Here is a 16,835-nt window from a genome sequence, read left to right on the forward strand (position 1 = left end):
CGCAACGCAATCCAACAATACGCGCGAGCGTGCCCCGCTCTTTGCCTCAGCATTCGATAGTATTCACCGCCAGGCCGCCCCGAGAGGTTTCCTTGTATTTGTCCTTCATGTCGTTACCGGTGTCGCGCATGGTGCGGATCACCTGGTCCAGGGAGACGAAATGCTTGCCGTCGCCGTGCAGCGCCAGCTGGGTGGCGTTGATCGCCTTGACCGAGGCCATGGCGTTGCGCTCGATACAGGGCACCTGCACCAGGCCGCCCACCGGGTCGCAGGTCAGCCCCAGGTTATGCTCAAGACCGATCTCGGCGGCATTTTCTACCTGGGCCGGAGCCCCCCCGAGTACTTCGGTAAGGCCGGCGGCGGCCATGGCGCAGGCCGAGCCCACCTCGCCCTGACAGCCCGCCTCGGCGCCAGAAATGGAGGCATTCTTCTTGCATAGGGTGCCGACCGCCGCCGCGGCCAGCAGAAAGTCCACCACACAGCGCTCGTCGGCATCGGCCTGGAACTTCATGTAGTAGTGCAGTACCGCCGGGATGATGCCGGCCGCGCCGTTGGTCGGCGCAGTGACCATACGCCCGCCGGCGGCATTTTCTTCGTTGACCGCCAGGGCATAGACGTTGACCCAATCCATGGCCGAGAAGGTGGTAGAGATCAGACTTTTATCGCCTTCTGCTGCCTCCAGATGGCGATACAGATCGCTCGCACGGCGCTTGACATTGAGTCCGCCTGGCAGCACCCCTTCACCTAGAAGCCCTTGCTGGACACAGGCCTGCATGGCTTCCCATATTTGCCACAGGCCATCGCGCACCTCCGCCTCACTGCGCCACGCCTTCTCATTCTCCAGCATCAATTCACTGATGCTCAGATCATGCTGTCGGCACAGTGCCAGCAGTTCATCACCGCTGTTGAATTCATAGGGCAACTCGGTGGTAGTCGTATTGAGGTTGCCCTGGTCGACCTGAGCCTGGTCCACGACAAAGCCTCCGCCCACCGAATAGTAGGTATTGCGGTACAGCTCGCCGGTATCGCCATGGGCGATCAGGCGCATGCCGTTGGGATGATACGGCAGGCTTTCCTCCAGCAGTTGCATATCGCGATCCCACAGGAAGGATACGTTGTAGCGGCTATCCAGACGTAGCGTAGCGGACTGCCGAAGCTCTTCTATACAAGGCCCGATGTGGGCGGGGTCAATGCTGTAGGGCCGCTCGCCCATCAGCCCCATTATGACAGCCCGGTCGGTGCCGTGGCCGATACCCGTGGCCGACAGGGAGCCGTAGAGCTGGATCTCGAGACGAACAACGCGCTCGAGCAAATCCTGATTCTTTAACTCATCGATAAAGTCATAGGCCGCCTGCATGGGGCCCACGGTATGCGAGCTCGACGGCCCGACACCAATCTTGAACAAATCGAAAACGCTGATTGACATGTTTTCTTACCCCTTAACGGTCAAACACCACTGTTCGCCTGGCGTGCAGAAAGACCCGGCGCTCCACGTGCAGGGCCACCGCCCGGGCCAGGGTCAGGCACTCGACATCACGCCCCTTGGCCACCAGGTCTTCGGGGTAGTCCGCGTGGCTGACCGGCTCCACGCCCTGACTGATGATCGGCCCTTCATCAAGGTCTTCATTGATGTAGTGGGCCGTGGCGCCAACCAGTTTGACGCCCTTCTCGAAGGCCTGGTGGTAGGGCTTGGCCCCCTTGAATCCGGGCAGCAAAGAGTGGTGAATATTGATGGCGCGTCCGGCCAGCCGGGTGCACATATCGCTGGACAACACCTGCATGTAACGCGCCAGGATCACAAGCTCGGCCCCACTCTCCTCGACCACCTGCCAAACCCTCGCCTCCTGCTCGGTCTTGGTAGCGGGGGTAATGGGCAGGTGGTGGAAGGCAATCGCGTGCCACTCGGCCAGTGACTCCAGGTCCGGGTGGTTGGAGATAATGGCGCGAATATCGATGGAAAGCTGTCCGGTGCGATAGCGGTAAAGCAGGTCGTTGAGGCAGTGATCGGCCTTCGAAACCATGATGACCACTGGCATCCGCCGTCCCGGCGGGGTCAGCTCGAAGGTCATGCCGAACTCGGCGGCCCGCGCCACAAAGCCGGCCCGAAAGGCGTCGGCATCGAAGTCAGCGTCACCTTCAGGCCAAAACTCGGTACGAATAAAGAAGCGACTGCTCAGACGGTCGTCGAACGACTGCTGCTCGGTAATGTAACAGCGGCTCTCTTTGAGGAAGCGTGTTACCACGTCCACGGTGCCGAGCCGGCTAGGGCACTGGGCAGTCAGAATCCAGCTGTCCGTGCGACGACCCATGAGCTTAACTCCTTTGAACGTAAAAGGTGGGAGCGACGAATGCGTTTAGGCAAAAACGAAGTACTTGCGCACCGTCTCTACCACTTCCCAAGTCCCCTTAAAGCCGGGCTCGACAATGAAGATATCGCCGGCCTTGAGGTGAATAGGTTCGCCGCCTTCCGGCGTGAGAATGCAGTAGCCTTCGCGGAAATCGCAGTATTCCCACTTGTCATAGTCCACTGCCCATTTGCCTGGCGTGCAGATCCAGGTTCCCATAGTCTTGGTGCCGTCTTCCGACGCATAGGCGTTGAGATTAACGGTATGCGGCTCACCCGAGAGCTTTTCCCACGGCGTAGCGTCCAGCAGTACGTCCGGCTGTGCATCACGCAGTGCTTTAATCTTGATAGACATAATCTTTCCTTCTTAAGAGTCATAACAGGGAACGGCTTCCGCGCTCAGCGCTTGCCCAGCCTCAGCGCGTGACGCCGATGCCGTACTCCTCACCGGCATCCAGCAGCCAGCGATAGCAGTAGTCGGCAAAACTTCTGCGCAGCACCAGTTCAAAGCGGTCTTCGCTGGGATGACGCAGAATGGCACTGGCCTTGGCGAACTGCACACTGACCGCCTTGCCTACCGGGAAATTGCTGGGATGAACGTCATAGGTCACCGATTTCATGAGTAGTTCAAGCGCCTTGTCACCGGTCAGCTCGATGAGGGTCTGGCCGCCGCTGCCGTTGAGAATAGCGAAGTGGGCATCGCCAAGTTTCTCGCGGAGGCGATTTTCCAGCTCAAACTCCTCGCCGCCGGGCACAATCACCAGCCACTCGTCCGGCGACAACCACTGCACACTACGCTCGCCGCTGGCATCCAGCGCCAGCCCCAACGGCTGGCCAGGCAGGCTGATACCCAGCACATCGCGCACCGCCTCATCAAGGACGATAGCGCCGCCGCGCAGGATAAGATGACCAAGGAAAGGCTTCTCCTCGAGAACGACCTGGCTGTCCTGAGCCGGCATTGGGGCGCTGCCCCGGTGGTAGGCCACGGACAGCGGTGACTCCATGGGAATCGAGGTAGCCGGGCGGGTATCAAAGGTCGCGACCTTGCCGTAAGTAATATCAGACATGCTGGCGCTCTCCCTTGGGATCGATGAATACAGTGCTGACGATCTCGGCTTCATGAGCCTGACCGTCCCTCGTGGGCAGATAGATCTTCTCGCCCATGCGATCCCGGCCACCTTTGACCACCGCCAGGGCAAAGCCACTTTCCAGATTCGGGCTGTAATAGCTCGAGGTCACATGCCCCAGCATATCCATGGGAATGGGCTGGTCTTTATCGAGAACGATATGAGCGCCCTCCTCCAGCACTACCTTGGGGTCGGTAGGCCGCAACCCCACCAGCTGCTTACGGTCCTTGCGCGCGGTATCGGGGCGCGTTAAAGCGCGCTTGCCAATCCAGGAATACGGCTTGTCGTAGCCAATGGCCCAGAACATGCCCAAATCTTCCGGTGTCACCGAGCCGTCGGTATCCTGCCCGGCGATAATCAGGCCCTTTTCGGCGCGCAGCACGTGCATGGTCTCGGTGCCGTACGGCGTCAGGTCGTACTTCTTGCCGTGCTCGAACAGGGTCTTCCACACGTGCATGGCATAGTTCGCCTGGACGTTGATCTCATAGGCCAGCTCGCCGGTGAAGGAGATGCGGAACACCCGGGCCGGCACATCAGCGACCTTGCCGTTACGCCAGTCCATGAACTTGAACTGTTCTTTAGCAAGATCGATATCAGTGATCTCGGAGAGTAGTTTGCGAGCATCGGGGCCAGTCACGGTCATCGTCGCCCAGTGGTCGGTCACCGAGGTGAAATACACCTGCATGTCCGGCCACTCGGTCTGGTGCCACAGCTCCAGCCACTCCATCACGCCGGCAGCGCCGCCGGTAGTGGTGGTCATCAGGAAGTGGTTCTCGCCCAGGCAGCTAGTCGTGCCGTCGTCCATCAGCATGCCGTCGTCCTTGCACATCAGCCCGTAGCGTACTCGGCCCGGCGCCAACTTGGCCCACTTGTTGGTATAGATACGACCCAAAAACTCCCGGGCATCCGGGCCCTGGATATCGATCTTGCCCAGGGTCGAGGCGTCCAGAATGCCGACGCCGGTGCGCACCGCCAGGCTCTCACGGGCCACGGCGTCATCCATGGACTCCGTCTTGCCAGCCTGCTTTTTGGGGAAATACCAGGGCCGCTTCCACTGACCGACATCCTCGAACTCGGCGCCGTTTTCCACGTGCCACTCGTGCATGGCGGTGTAGCGCTCCGGCTCAAACAATTCACGGGCGTGACGACCCACAATGGCGCCGAAGGTGATCGGCGTATAGTTGGGGCGAAACACCGTAGTGCCCACTTCCGGAATGGTGCGCTTGAGCATCCGCGCAGCGATAGCCATGCCGTTGATATTGCCAAGCTTGCCCTGGTCGGTGCCGAAGCCCATGGCGGTATAGCGTTTGACGTGCTCGATGGATTCAAAGCCTTCACGGGTCGCGACTTCAATACCCGCCGCGGTGACGTCGTTCTGCTGATCGACGAATTGTTTGGGCGCACGCAGGGTCGTTTTCTCGTGGGGCACCTGATAAAGGGCACAGGCCGGCGAGTCCAGATGTGCCTCTATCTGCGGCAGTGTTGGCTCAACGACGGAATCAATGCCGCTGGCCTCGGCCGCCTGCGCGCCGTATTGTTTACCGTCGGCAAACACATCGCTCAGCGCGTAGATGCCATGAGCGCCGCCCACCGGGTACATGCCCTTCACCTCGCCGGGCACAAAACCCAGCAGGTCGTCTCGCCAGGTGGGACGCGATCCGGTATGCGACGCCAAGTGCACCACCGGGCTATAACCGCCGGACGTAGCAATGGTATCGCAAGCAAGCTCTTCTACCTGGCCAGTAACGGCAAAGCGTTCCAAATCGACCTGCGCGACTCGGGCTCCTTTGACACGTTCGGCCCCCTTGGCCTCGATCACGGCGGAGCGGGTGATCACGCGAATGCCTTTGGATTTGGCTTCCTTGACCAGATCGCCCTCCGGATTGGCCCGCGCATCCACAATCGCCACCACCTCGCGCCCGGCATCGAACCAATCCAGCGCCGCGCGATAGGCGTGGTCATTGCTGGTGGACAGCACCAATTTACTGCCCGGCACCACCGCGTAGCGATGAATATAGTTAGACACGGCACCGGCCAGCAGATTGCCGGGTACGTCGTTGTTGCCATATACCAGCGGGCGCTCGTGCGCGCCGGTAGCCAGCACCACCCGGTTGGCACGCACCCGATGCAAACGCGCGCGCGCTTGGCGGCGATTGTTGACCAAAGGTGCGGTATCTGCCAGATGCTCGGTACGCCGTTCGTGCAGGGTCACAAAATTATGGTCGTGATAACCGTTGGCAGTAGTACGCGGCAGCAGGGTCACGTTATCCCAGCCGGCCAAGGTTTCCAGAGTCGTCTTCACCCATTGAGCCGCTGGCGCACCGCCCAGGGTGTCGCGGCTGTCCAAAAGCGAGCCGCCCATTTCTTCCTGCTCGTCGCAGAGGATAACCCGGGCGCCGCTGTTAGCCGCCGTCAGCGCCGCCGCCAGACCCGCCGGGCCGGCGCCTACCACCAGGACATCGCAGTGCTGGTTAAGGTGGTCATAAATGTCCGGATCAAGTTCACTGGGCGCACGCCCCAGACCCGCCCCCTTGCGGATATACTTCTCATAGGTCATCCACATGGAGGCCGGGGCCATAAAGGTCTTGTAATAGAAGCCCGGCGGCATGAAGCCACCGCCCAGCTTGCCGACCCAGCTCATCAGGTCGCGCTGGACACTCGGCCAACCGTTGGTCGAGCGCGCGCTCAACCCCTCATAAAGCCCCTGCTGAGTGGCGCGCACGTTGGGCACCTGGGCGGCTTCCGTATTGCCCAGCTGGACAATCGCATTGGGCTCCTCCGCACCGGCGGCGACGAGGCCGCGAGGGCGAGAATACTTGAAGCTGCGGTTAATGATATCGATGCCGTTCGCCAGCAAGGCCGAGGCCAGGGTGTCGCCTTCGTGCCCGTGATAGGTCTTGCCGTTGAAGGTAAAGCTGAGTGAGCGGGAGCGGTCGATACGACCGCCCTGCTGCAGACGATTTGCCTGGGTCATGCCGTTCCCTCCTTGCTGGTCGCATCGGATGTATCGCTGCTTTTGTTGAGCGTTTCGTTTTCAGGGCGTGAACCAACGGTCTGCCAACCGCCGTCCGCCGCCTGTGCGCCAGACTGTTTGGCCTTATCCGCCAGGCTTTGTGCCGTAACCTGGGGCTGCTCGCCCATGCGGTAGGTCTCGAAGATCTCGTAGCTTGCCGAGTTACGCGTGATGTTGAAGAACTTGCGGCAGCCCAGCGCGTGCACCCACAGCTCATGATGCACACCCCGCGGATTGTCGCGGAAGAATAAATAAGCACCCCACTCCTCATCCGAGCAGCTCTCCGGCTCCGCCGGGCGGGCAATATGCGCCTGCCCCTTGGGGGCAAACTCTTCTTCGTCGCGATATTCGTCGCAGTAAGGACAGTTAATGTAGAACATATAATTTTCTCCTTAGTGCGCAACGCCCGCGGCGCCATGCTCATCCACCAACGCGCCGGTATTGAAGCGATCGATGGAAAATGGTGCAGCCAGGGGATGCATCTCGCCTTTGGCAAGACTTGCCGCGAATACGTGTCCTGAGCCCGTCGTTGCCTTGAAGCCGCCGGTACCCCAGCCGCAGTTGAAGAACAACCCCTTGACTTTGGTCTTCGAAAGGATGGGGCACGCATCCGCGCAGGTGTCCACAATGCCACCCCACTGGCGATTCATGCGTACTCGAGAAAGGGTCGGAAACATTTCCACAATGGCCTGCAGCGTATGCTCTACGGTGTAGTAGCTGCCCCGCTGGCCGTAGCCAAGATAGCCGTTGATACCGGCGCCGATCACCAGGTCACCTTTGTCAGACTGGCTCATGTAGCCGTGTACGTGGTTGGACATCACCACGGTATCGAGGATCGGCTTCATCGGCTCAGAGACCAGCGCCTGTAGCGGGTGCGACTCCAGCGGCAGCTTGAGACCGGCCATTCCCGCGACCACGCCGGAGTTACCCGCCGTCACGCAACCGATGGTCTTGGACTCAATGTCGCCACGATTGGTGTGTATGCCGTACACCTGTCCATCGCGGATCTTGAAGCCGGTGACTTCGGTGTTCTGCAGGATATCGACCCCTAGAGCATCTGCCGCCCGGGCGTAGCCCCAGGCCACCGCGTCGTGACGCGCAACGCCGGCGGTTTTCTGCCATGAAGCCCCGAGTATCGGGTAGCGAGCGCGCTTGGAGGTGTCAATAATCGGCACGATTTCCTTGATCTGATCGGCGAGAATCACCTCGCTATCGATGCCGTTCAGCCGATTGGCATGCACCCGGCGCTGAATATCGCGCATATCCTGAAGATTGTGCCCCAGGTTCATCACGCCACGCTGAGAAAACATGACGTTGTAGTTGAGCTCCTGAGACAGCCCCTTCCACAGGTCCAGAGAGTGATCGTAAAGCCGCGCCGACTCGTCCCACAGATAGTTGGAGCGCACGATAGTAGTGTTGCGGGCGGTGTTACCGCCGCCCAGCCAACCTTTCTCCACCACCGCGACATTCTTGATGCCATGGTTCTTCGCCAGATAGTAGGCGGTGGCCAGGCCATGGCCGCCGCCCCCAACGATGATCACGTCGTACTGCTTCTTGGGCGTGGGGTTGCGCCACTGACGCTGCCAATTCGCATGATGGCTTAGCGCATGCTTGACCAACCCGAAGCCGGAATAACGTTGCATAGGAAGTCTCCCAGACGTTTGTGCTTAGGCGCCAGCGGTTTCGCGAACGCTATCTGTTTGTCCGGCATAGACCGGATGACGCTCGCATAGCGCGGCCACTTTTTCCCGGACCTCGGCCTCGACCGCGTCGGTATTACCCTGGTCGGCCAGAACGTCAAGAATGTCGCAAATCCAGCCGGCAAGCGCCTTGCAGTCTTCTTCGTCGAAGCCGCGACTGGTAGCTGCCGGCGTCCCGATGCGCAGCCCCGACGTTACGAAAGGACTCTGCGGGTCGTTGGGCACCGCATTCTTGTTGACGGTGATATGGGCGCGCCCCAGGGCAGCGTCTGCATCCTTGCCGGTTACTCCCTGCTGGATCAGCGACAGCAGGAACAGATGGTCATCGGTGCCGCCGGAAATCACTTCGTAGCCGCGCTCGATGACCGTTTCCGCCATGGCGCGGGCGTTATCGATCACGCGGCGCTGATACTGCACAAACTCTTGGCTCATGGCTTCCTTGAAGGCCACCGCCTTGGCGGCAATCACATGCATCAACGGCCCCCCTTGCTGGCCCGGAAACACTGCGCTATTAAGCTTTCTGTACAGTTTCTCGTCACCGCCGGCGGCAAGAATCAAGCCACCCCGGGGCCCGCGCAGGGTCTTGTGGGTTGTAGTGGTAACCACATGGGCATGGGGAACCGGGCTCGGGTAGTAACCCGCCGCCACCAGACCGGCGACATGCGCCATGTCCACCAGCAGCCAGGCGCCAATCTCATCGGCAATGGCACGGAAACGCTGCCAATCAACAACGCGCGCATAGGCGGAGAAGCCGGCGATGATCATTTTCGGCTTGTGACTGCGCGCCAGACGCTCGACCTCTTCATAGTCGATTTCGCCGGTTTCCGGGTTCAGGCCGTACTGTACCGCGTGGTAATGCTTGCCGGAGAAGTTTGGCGCCGCACCGTGGGTCAGGTGGCCACCGTGGTCCAGGCTCATGCCCAGCACCGTATCGCCGGGTTTGATCAGCGCCATAAAAACCGCGGCGTTGGCCTGGGCGCCGGAGTGCGGCTGGACGTTGGCATAGTCTGCACTGAACAGGTCGCAGGCACGATCAATGGCCAGCTGCTCAGCCACATCGACGTACTCGCAGCCACCGTAGTAGCGCTTGCCGGGATAGCCTTCCGCATACTTGTTGGTCAGCTGGGTGCCCTGAGCCTCCATAACTGCCTTGCTGGCATAGTTCTCGGAAGCGATCAGTTCGATATGCGCCTCCTGGCGCCCCTCTTCATCCCGAATCGCAGCGGCAATCCGTGGATCGAAATCGCTCAGCCGCTGGGTATTCATGGAAGGTTTCATAGTCGTCATGACGTGCTCCTTGTTGTTGGGCGAAACGCTGGCCGGTGACGCCTTATGATGGCCGCGTAGTCAATGGGCATATGCTTTCATGCAAGTTAACGGGACCGTCCCGCGGGTACCAATCAGTAATCCAAATGCGAACATTTGATGCTAGTTGACGCGATACACGCTGCTTCGCGTCCGATTCATCTCATCATGAACCTGGTCGACATCCATGACCTCCTCGCCCTGCTCGACCCAGCGGGCCTGCTCTGCTTCACCGGCCTTGGGTGAGAACCAGCCAGTCCAGCCGTAGAGGATGCCGATCAAAGGCGATAGCCAGCAGACGAAGGCCAGTGGGATATACAAGAGATTTTCCATATTGCCGCTGTAGATACCGAGGCCCAGCGAGGTGATAACCACGGCCCCTCCGGCGTTCCAGGGGATCAAGGGCGATACCAGAGTGCCGCCCTCTTCCGTCGCTCGAGACAGATTAAGCATTGAGTATTTCTTGCCGCGATAGACGGGACCGAACATGCGCCCGGTCAGGGCGATCGACAGGTAGGGGTCGCCGGCTACCAGGTTGGTGGCGATGGAACTGCCGATGGCGGAGGACTGCAGGGCGCCGAAGCTGCGCACGCGCTTGACCACCGCCTCGATAATCGCCCTCATGCTGCCGGTACTTTCCAGGATGCCGCCGAAGGACAACGCAATCAGCAGCAGGGTGATCACCCAGGTCATCGACTGAATGCCGCCGCTGTTCAGCAGGCCGTCGATCTCGGCCACACCCGTGGCGATTTCATAGCCGGAAAAGGCGTAGGCAAAGACCTCCTTAACGGGAGCATCCTGGAACCACACCGCCGTCAGGCCGCCCAGCACTACACCGGTAAACAGCACCGGCATGGCAGGCATGCGCATCACCGCAAACCCGATCACCAGCACCACCGGCAATACCGTCCATAAGCTAAGGGTGAAGCTGTCCGCCAGGCCCGTATTGATAGCGGCAATACGCTCAAAGGAGGCGGCCTCGTCACCTACCAGGTTAAAGCCGACGACGGTATAGATGACCAAGGCGATCAGCATGGCCGGCAAGGTGGTCGGCATCAGGTTGCGAATATGGTCGAACAGGTTCACCCCGGTCACCGCCGGCGCCAGGTTGGTGGTATCCGACAGCGGTGAGACCTTGTCACCGAAGAAGGCACCAGACACCACGGCGCCGGCGGTCCAGTAGGCGGGAATGCCGAAGCCCGCACCGATACCCATCAGCGCCAGGCCCACCGTGCCCACGGTGCCCCAGGAGGTGCCCAGAGATACCGAAACTACCGCACACAGCAGCGCTGCCGCCGCCAGGAACACCTGCGGGCTGAGCACCTCCAGGCCGTAATAGATCAGCGTCGGCACGGTACCGCTGGAAATCCATACGCCGGTGATCATGCCCACCAGGATCAGGATACCCACCGCCGGCAGGCCCACGCTGACCACGTGCAGCATGCCCTCCTCCATGTCCTTCCAGGTGCAGCCCAGATAGCGACCCATCACCGCGGTGATGGCGATACCGATCACCAGGGGCACATGGGGCGTGAAGGTGTCGAACACGAATAGCTGTGTACCCAGCACCAGGAAAGTAAGCGCGATGGGAAGCAAAGCCAAAAGCAAGCCAGGCTTGCGGCAGGTTGCAATCATGGTGGCTGCCCTCGGGTATATGTCGTAGGGGATAAATGAAGACTTGCGCCTTTTGCCTGGCACCGTTGTATGGAGCCTCTGCTAGTAATAGCGGAGCACTACGCGCATAGATTGAATAAACGCGCCAAATTTATTGAACAAGCTTTACAAAATAAATCGCGATACGTTTTTCAATGGCTTAACACCGCCCCATTAGCGCAGGTGACAGACGAGCGCTGTGAAGCGGCCGAAAGGTCGGGAACGCCGGCCCATCGCCTGCCGCAATGCGGCAGGCGCCGCTGGAAAATCGATGTAATCTATTGATATTTAATATTTTTATTTATTCCAAATGAGGGCATTTGGAGTTGTAATTTGCCGTGGCCTGCCTCACTGCCGATAGTCATCAGTGCCAGCCCTCAATTCACCCGCCAGGAATCGGGGCGCTATCGACAATCCCCAACAAATACCTTCAGGAGAATAATATGCAGATGCCTTCTCTTATCGATATCCCCAACGGCGACAAAGTCGTTCCCACTTTCTCCGATGCCGAGATGAAAGGGCGTCTTGAGCGTCTTCGCGCCTACATGGCCGCCGAAAATGTCGAAGCCGTAGTATTTACTTCCTACCACAACATCAACTACTTCAGCGATTTCGTCTACTGCAAGTTCGGGCGCGAGTACGGCCTGGTCGTAACCCAGGACAGCTTTACTACCGTGACGGCTAACATCGACGGCGGTCAGCCCTACCGGCGCAACCGGCTGGGCGACAACATCGTCTACACCGACTGGCAGAAAGATAACTTCTTCAAGGCCGTCAAGCAGCTGTGTGCCGGCAAAAAGCGCATCGGCGTGGAATTTGATCACCTGACTCTGCAGTACCAGCAGAAGCTGCTGAATGCGCTCGGCGACGTGGAGCTGGCCGATATCGGCGAACCCACCATGAAGATGCGCATGGTCAAGTCGGCGGAGGAAATCGCGCTGATCCGCCAGGGCGCACGCGTTGCCGATGTGGGCGGCGTCGCGGTGCGCGATGCCATCAGTGCGGGCGTGCCCGAATATGAGGTGTCGCTGGCCGGCCAGCGTGCCATGGTACGTGAAATCGCCAAGACTTATCCCCACAGCGAGCTGATGGATACCTGGGTGTGGTTCCAGTCCGGCATCAACACCGACGGTGCGCACAACCCGGTGACCAGCCGCCGCGTGCAGCCCGGCGATATTCTCAGCATGAACACCTTCCCGATGATCTCAGGCTACTACACGGCGCTGGAACGTACCCTGTTCCTCGGGCATGCCTCCGACGAACACCTGCGCATCTGGGAAGCCAACTGCGAAGTGCATACTCGTGGCCAGGAGCTGATCAAGCCGGGCGTGCGCTGCTGTGACATTGCCCATGAGCTTAACGAAATCTTCGCCAAGCATGACCTGCTCAAGTATCGCACCTTCGGCTACGGCCACTCCTTTGGCACTTTGAGCCACTATTACGGCCGCGAAGCGGGTCTCGAGCTGCGCGAAGACATCGACACCGTGCTCGAGCCCAACATGGTGGTCTCCATGGAGCCGATGGTCATGTTGCCCGAGGGACTGCCGGGTGCCGGTGGCTACCGCGAGCACGATATCCTGGTGCTCAACGAGCACGGCGCCGATAACATCACCGGCTTCCCGTATGGGCCTGAGCACAACATCATCAAATAAATGAAGGGATTATAGAAGCCATATTAAAAGCCATATGAGTCAATATTTAAGCCTGCCGGCGGAAGTTATTGTCCGGCGGCAGGTTTCTATAGGTGCTCATTTTTTTCAAGGTTGGCGATGCCGGAACGCAGGAAATCAACCACGCGTTGAGCGGCGGCATTAAGCGCTTCTTTATTGTAGTAGAGCCCAATACTGACGTTGGCAAGCGGAGGGAGCTCAGACGTTCCGAGCGTTCCCTTCAGGCGCTCTGGAACCGTAGACTGGGCCATTACCGTGATACCTAGGCCGGCTTCTACTGCTGACAGCAGGCCCAGCAGGCTGGTGCTGGTATAGGTCGTTCTATAGGGTCGACATTGAGTGGAAAGCGCCTCTTCCGATATTTTCCGATAGAGGCAACCCTGTGGATGCGTAATCAGGGACAAGGCTTCGCCTTCCAGGATGCTGTAGTCGGGTGACATGACCCATTCGAGCGGCTCGATACGATAATCTCTGCTGTCTCTCTTTTCCTGGCTATTCACCTCTTCCATAACCAGGATAATATCGTAGAAATTCTGCTGGTATTTTTTCTGGATAACCCTGCTAATATCACAGCCAACCTCTACGGATATACTCGGGTATATTTTGGAGAAGCTGCGTAGGGCCTTGGGTAGAAAGGTTAACTCAAGATCGTTGGGTATACCTATCTTGACTTTACCCTTGACATTCTCGCCGGTAACTCTATTGACGATTTCGTCATTGGTTTCCAGCATTTTTTTTGCCAAGTGATATACATAGTCCCCGTTTGATGTCAGTGCCAGGGTCGACCCCCTCAGGAACAGCTTGGTATTCAGTGTCTCCTCGAGCTTCTTGATCTGAAGACTGATGGCAGGCTGCGATCTTCCCAGAAACTCACCAGCACTGGTGAAGCCGCCAAGATCCTGTATCGTAACGAAAGTTCTTAACAAGTCGGTAGGAATATTTTTCATTTCCTCCCCTCATTTGGATGTGTGATGGGTGCATTTGCCTTACTGATTGGCAGCCGAGTGTAGCACGACATACCCTCATTTTTGAGGTGAAACATAGCCTTTTACCTCTTCGCCGGATCACTTCAACACACCCAACTAATCCTTTCCATTCAACTATTTCCATTTAACAACAAGAGGAAAAGTCCATGGATTCCTGGGTACTGTCCACCTTTCTGGTGTTGACTGCTTATACGCTGGTGCACGCTGGCGCCGCCTACCTGCGCCGCGAGCTCAAGCGTAAGAGAAAAGAACAACGTGAACAACAGAGACAGAGAGGGTAAGCGTTATGGATGGCTATCAAATTTTCAACTGGGGCCTTTTGTTTATCACCTTCGGTCTGATGATCTATCTGGGCTTTCTGTCCTCGAAGATGATGAAGAAGGATGATGAAGGAGGCTTCCTGCTGGCAGGGCGCTCCCTGGGGGCGTTTGTCGGTGCCGGAACGCTGGTGGCTACTGGCTACAGCGGCTGGGGCTTCGTGGGCTCACCCGGCGCCACCTATCAGTTTGGTGCGATCGAAATACTGGGTAATTTCTTTTTCGCACCGGCGATCATGATTGCGGTGCTTTACTTCGCAAGCTTCCTGCAGCGCAGGGCGGAGCATATGGGCAGCAACACGATTCCGGAGTATATCGCCCAGATTCATGGCGGCGGCTCCCTGGGGCGTGTCGTACAGGGTGTGGCTGCCCTGATCACCATCGTGTTGCTGCTGGTATTTCTGACCAGTCAGATCAAGGCGGTGGCGCTGCTGGGAGCCAGCTGGCTGGATATCGAACTGACCAACAGTGCGCTATTGATGATCGGCGTCATCATCATCTACACCATGCTGGGCGGGCTTGCCGCGGTGGCCTGGACGGATACGGTGATGGTCATCGGCATGAGCCTTTCCGCAGTGATCATCGTTATACAGGTATTGACCACTGTTGACCTGACCGAATGGCAAAATGCCCTCAATACCATCGATCCCGAGCTTTTGAACCCCACCACCGGGGCCCATTATGGCGACAGCCCGGCGGCGGTATTCCTGGTCTTGCCCTATGCGTTTCTGTTTGCAGCGGTGCTGCCCTTCATGGCAGTGCGCTTTCTGGCTTTCAAACCAGGTGTCAAGCTGCACAAGATGGCGATTTATGTAGCTATATTCGGCGCTTTACTTAGCCTGGTGCCGATCGTCGGGCTTTATATGCGCATGCAGATGCCCGAACTGACGGATCCGGACAGCGCCATGCCGCTCTACCTTCAACATTTCATGCACCCCGCTCTGGAAGGCTTGATCACGCTGTTTATCCTCTTTGCCATGCAGTCCACTGCCAACTCTCTGCTGCATACTGTGGCCTCGGCGACTTCTCACGATCTACGCCTGGCGCTGTTCCGCGATGCCATCCAGAGCCCTTCGCTGGTGCTGTGGATCAATCGCTTCGCGGTCGTCGCCCTGGGGATCGTGGCGCTGCTGATGATGCTGTACGCACCGCCCTTCATGCTCTCCTGGCTGGGCATCCTGGGCACCGGTACGCTGCTGGCCAGCTTAATCGGCCCCGTCTTCATTTCGACCTTCTGGCAGGGCTCCGCCTGGGGCGCGCTGGTGGCCATGCTGGTCGGCTTCGTCACCAGCGGCTACATGATGCTGTTCGCCGATGTGGGCTGGCTGATCGGGCCGCTGACCGGCTGTGCGGTATCCTCGGTATGCTACGTGGGGGTTTCGTTCTTTACCCACCGTGTACGCCTGGCCACGGTCCCAGCCCACCAGTGAACGGATATCGATGGAAGGACGGGCCACGGCGGAATATTCCTGCCGTGGCCCGTGCCCGTTAGCGCTCCACCAGCGCCTCGCTTTTTTTGCGCCAAGCATAACTCAAGCATAACTTAGGCGTTAAGAGCCTGGTTTGCTTACTGGCAGGAGTGCGCTAGAGTCCGAGAGGCACGTCATCCATGCGTACCCATGGCGGGCTGCGCCTGCGCGTGGGTGCCGCAAGGAGCCTCCCATGACCGATTCCGTTCCGGGTCCACCGCTTGCCGTCGGCTTCGTTCTGCTGCAGCGTTTTACTCTGCTGCCCTTCGCGGCCTTCGTCGACTGCTTGCGTCTGGCGGCCGACGAGGGTGACCGTAGCCGACAGCTGCGCTGCCACTGGGCCTTTATGACCGGCGGCGCGCAGGAGGTGACTTCCAGCTGCGGTGCGACCACTGCCTGCCAGCCTTTCCGGGATCCGGGCGAGTTCGACTATATCGTGGTGATCGGTGGCGTCCTGGAGCGGGGCGAGACGAGGGACGAGGCGGCGCTCGACTACCTCCGGGAGGCGGCGAGCCGCGACGTTCCCTTGGTCGGCGTCTGCACCGGGGTGTTTTCGCTGATTCAGGCCGGGCTGATGAAGGGCCGTCGCTGCTGCATCAGCTGGTACCACCACCGCGACCTGGTGAGCCGCTTCCCCGAGATCGACCCCGTCGCCGACCGGCTGTTCATCGATGACGGTGATCGACTTACCTGTGCCGGCGGCATCGCCTCGGCGGATCTTGCTGCCTACCTGGTGGAGCGCCACCTGGGGCGGGCGTGGGCCAAGAAAAGTCTGCATATCATGTTGATCGACGAGGCCCGCGAGGGGGCCCACCCTCAACCCCAGCCGGTCGTCTTCGAAAAGGTTACCGACCGGGTCGTTCGCCGCGCCATTACGATCGTCGAGCAGCACCTCGGTGAAATGATCTCGGTCGACGAGCTGGCCCGACGCGTGGGCACCTCGCGGCGCAATATCGAGCGCAAGTTCCGCGAGGAGCTGGGCGTCGGCCCGCAGAAGTTCGCGCGAGACCTGCGCCTGCGCTATGGCCTCTGGCTGCTCAGCTATACCGGGAAGAGCGTGACCGACATCGGCGAGCGCTGCGGCTTCGCCGACACGGCACATTTTTCACGCCTGTTTCGCGAAACCTTCCAGATAACCCCGACCGATGCCAGAAAGCGCGCGGGCGAGCTCCAGGCGGAGCTCGCCGACCCCTTCTTCTTGCATATCGACCCCAAGCCCGGTCTCGCGACATGATGACCGGGAAGTTATGG

Annotated in this window: 14 protein-coding genes; 4 read left to right on the forward strand and 10 right to left on the reverse strand. The window is 59.4% G+C overall.

The features are described from left to right. Window positions 1–46 precede the first annotated feature (46 nt). The 9 genes from RS027_RS05180 to nhaC all read right to left on the reverse strand — a co-directional run bounded on the left by RS027_RS05180 (window position 47) and on the right by nhaC (window position 11,124). A complete protein-coding gene (locus RS027_RS05180; RefSeq protein WP_311954861.1) occupies window positions 47–1,426 on the reverse strand; it encodes an L-serine ammonia-lyase in 1,380 nt (459 codons plus the stop codon). A 13-nt stretch (window positions 1,427–1,439) separates the two neighbouring features. After that, on the reverse strand, window positions 1,440–2,309 hold the full coding sequence (gene purU / locus RS027_RS05185; protein ID WP_311954862.1) for a formyltetrahydrofolate deformylase: 870 nt from the start codon (window positions 2,307–2,309) through the stop codon (window positions 1,440–1,442). A 45-nt stretch (window positions 2,310–2,354) separates the two neighbouring features. After that, complete coding sequence (locus tag RS027_RS05190; RefSeq protein WP_311954863.1) at window positions 2,355–2,699, reverse strand: cupin domain-containing protein; 345 nt, start codon at window positions 2,697–2,699, stop codon at window positions 2,355–2,357. A 61-nt stretch (window positions 2,700–2,760) separates the two neighbouring features. Further along, window positions 2,761–3,411 carry a sarcosine oxidase subunit gamma gene (locus RS027_RS05195; RefSeq protein WP_311954864.1) on the reverse strand — a complete coding sequence of 217 codons (651 nt, stop codon included), beginning with the start codon at window positions 3,409–3,411 and terminating at the stop codon, window positions 2,761–2,763. Then, window positions 3,404–6,445, reverse strand: a complete 3,042-nt coding sequence (locus RS027_RS05200; protein ID WP_311954865.1) for a sarcosine oxidase subunit alpha family protein — start codon at window positions 6,443–6,445, stop codon at window positions 3,404–3,406. The genes RS027_RS05195 and RS027_RS05200 overlap by 8 nt, the downstream gene beginning before the upstream one ends. Continuing rightward, complete coding sequence (locus tag RS027_RS05205) at window positions 6,442–6,864, reverse strand: sarcosine oxidase subunit delta (protein WP_311954866.1); 423 nt, start codon at window positions 6,862–6,864, stop codon at window positions 6,442–6,444. Before RS027_RS05205 ends, RS027_RS05200 begins: the two co-directional genes overlap by 4 nt. A 12-nt stretch (window positions 6,865–6,876) precedes the next feature. Next, entirely contained in the window at window positions 6,877–8,127 is a 1,251-nt protein-coding gene (locus RS027_RS05210) for a sarcosine oxidase subunit beta family protein (protein ID WP_311954867.1), read from the reverse strand. A 24-nt stretch (window positions 8,128–8,151) separates the two neighbouring features. Beyond that, window positions 8,152–9,450 (reverse strand): serine hydroxymethyltransferase, encoded by a 1,299-nt coding sequence (gene glyA, locus RS027_RS05215; protein ID WP_311954890.1) that lies wholly within the window; start codon window positions 9,448–9,450, stop codon window positions 8,152–8,154. A 162-nt stretch (window positions 9,451–9,612) separates the two neighbouring features. Next, window positions 9,613–11,124, reverse strand: a complete 1,512-nt coding sequence (gene nhaC, locus RS027_RS05220) for a Na+/H+ antiporter NhaC (RefSeq protein WP_311954868.1) — start codon at window positions 11,122–11,124, stop codon at window positions 9,613–9,615. Between the two features lie 461 nt (window positions 11,125–11,585). Here nhaC and RS027_RS05225 point away from each other — a divergent pair, with 461 nt between their 5' ends. Further along, window positions 11,586–12,794, forward strand: coding sequence for a M24 family metallopeptidase (locus tag RS027_RS05225; RefSeq protein WP_311954869.1), 1,209 nt, complete (start codon window positions 11,586–11,588; stop codon window positions 12,792–12,794). A gap of 86 nt (window positions 12,795–12,880) precedes the next feature. On the opposite strand, the gene RS027_RS05230 is transcribed toward RS027_RS05225, so the two are convergent. Further along, complete coding sequence (locus RS027_RS05230; RefSeq protein WP_311954870.1) at window positions 12,881–13,759, reverse strand: LysR family transcriptional regulator; 879 nt, start codon at window positions 13,757–13,759, stop codon at window positions 12,881–12,883. A 185-nt stretch (window positions 13,760–13,944) separates the two neighbouring features. Here RS027_RS05230 and RS027_RS05235 point away from each other — a divergent pair, with 185 nt between their 5' ends. From RS027_RS05235 to RS027_RS05245, 3 genes are all read left to right on the forward strand, one after another. Continuing rightward, entirely contained in the window at window positions 13,945–14,079 is a 135-nt protein-coding gene (locus RS027_RS05235; protein WP_311954871.1) for a hypothetical protein, read from the forward strand. 5 nt (window positions 14,080–14,084) lie between these two features. Then, window positions 14,085–15,545: a sodium:solute symporter family protein gene (locus RS027_RS05240; protein WP_311954872.1), complete on the forward strand. Its 1,461-nt coding sequence runs from the start codon at window positions 14,085–14,087 to the stop codon at window positions 15,543–15,545. A 232-nt stretch (window positions 15,546–15,777) separates the two neighbouring features. Next, the gene (locus tag RS027_RS05245) at window positions 15,778–16,818 is read left to right on the forward strand and encodes a GlxA family transcriptional regulator (RefSeq protein WP_311954873.1); all 1,041 of its coding nucleotides are present in this window, start codon (window positions 15,778–15,780) and stop codon (window positions 16,816–16,818) included. Window positions 16,819–16,835: the final 17 nt, after the last annotated feature.

This window comes from Halomonas garicola (assembly GCF_031935715.1).
In the GTDB taxonomy this organism is placed as follows: Bacteria; Pseudomonadota; Gammaproteobacteria; order Pseudomonadales; family Halomonadaceae; genus Vreelandella; species Vreelandella garicola.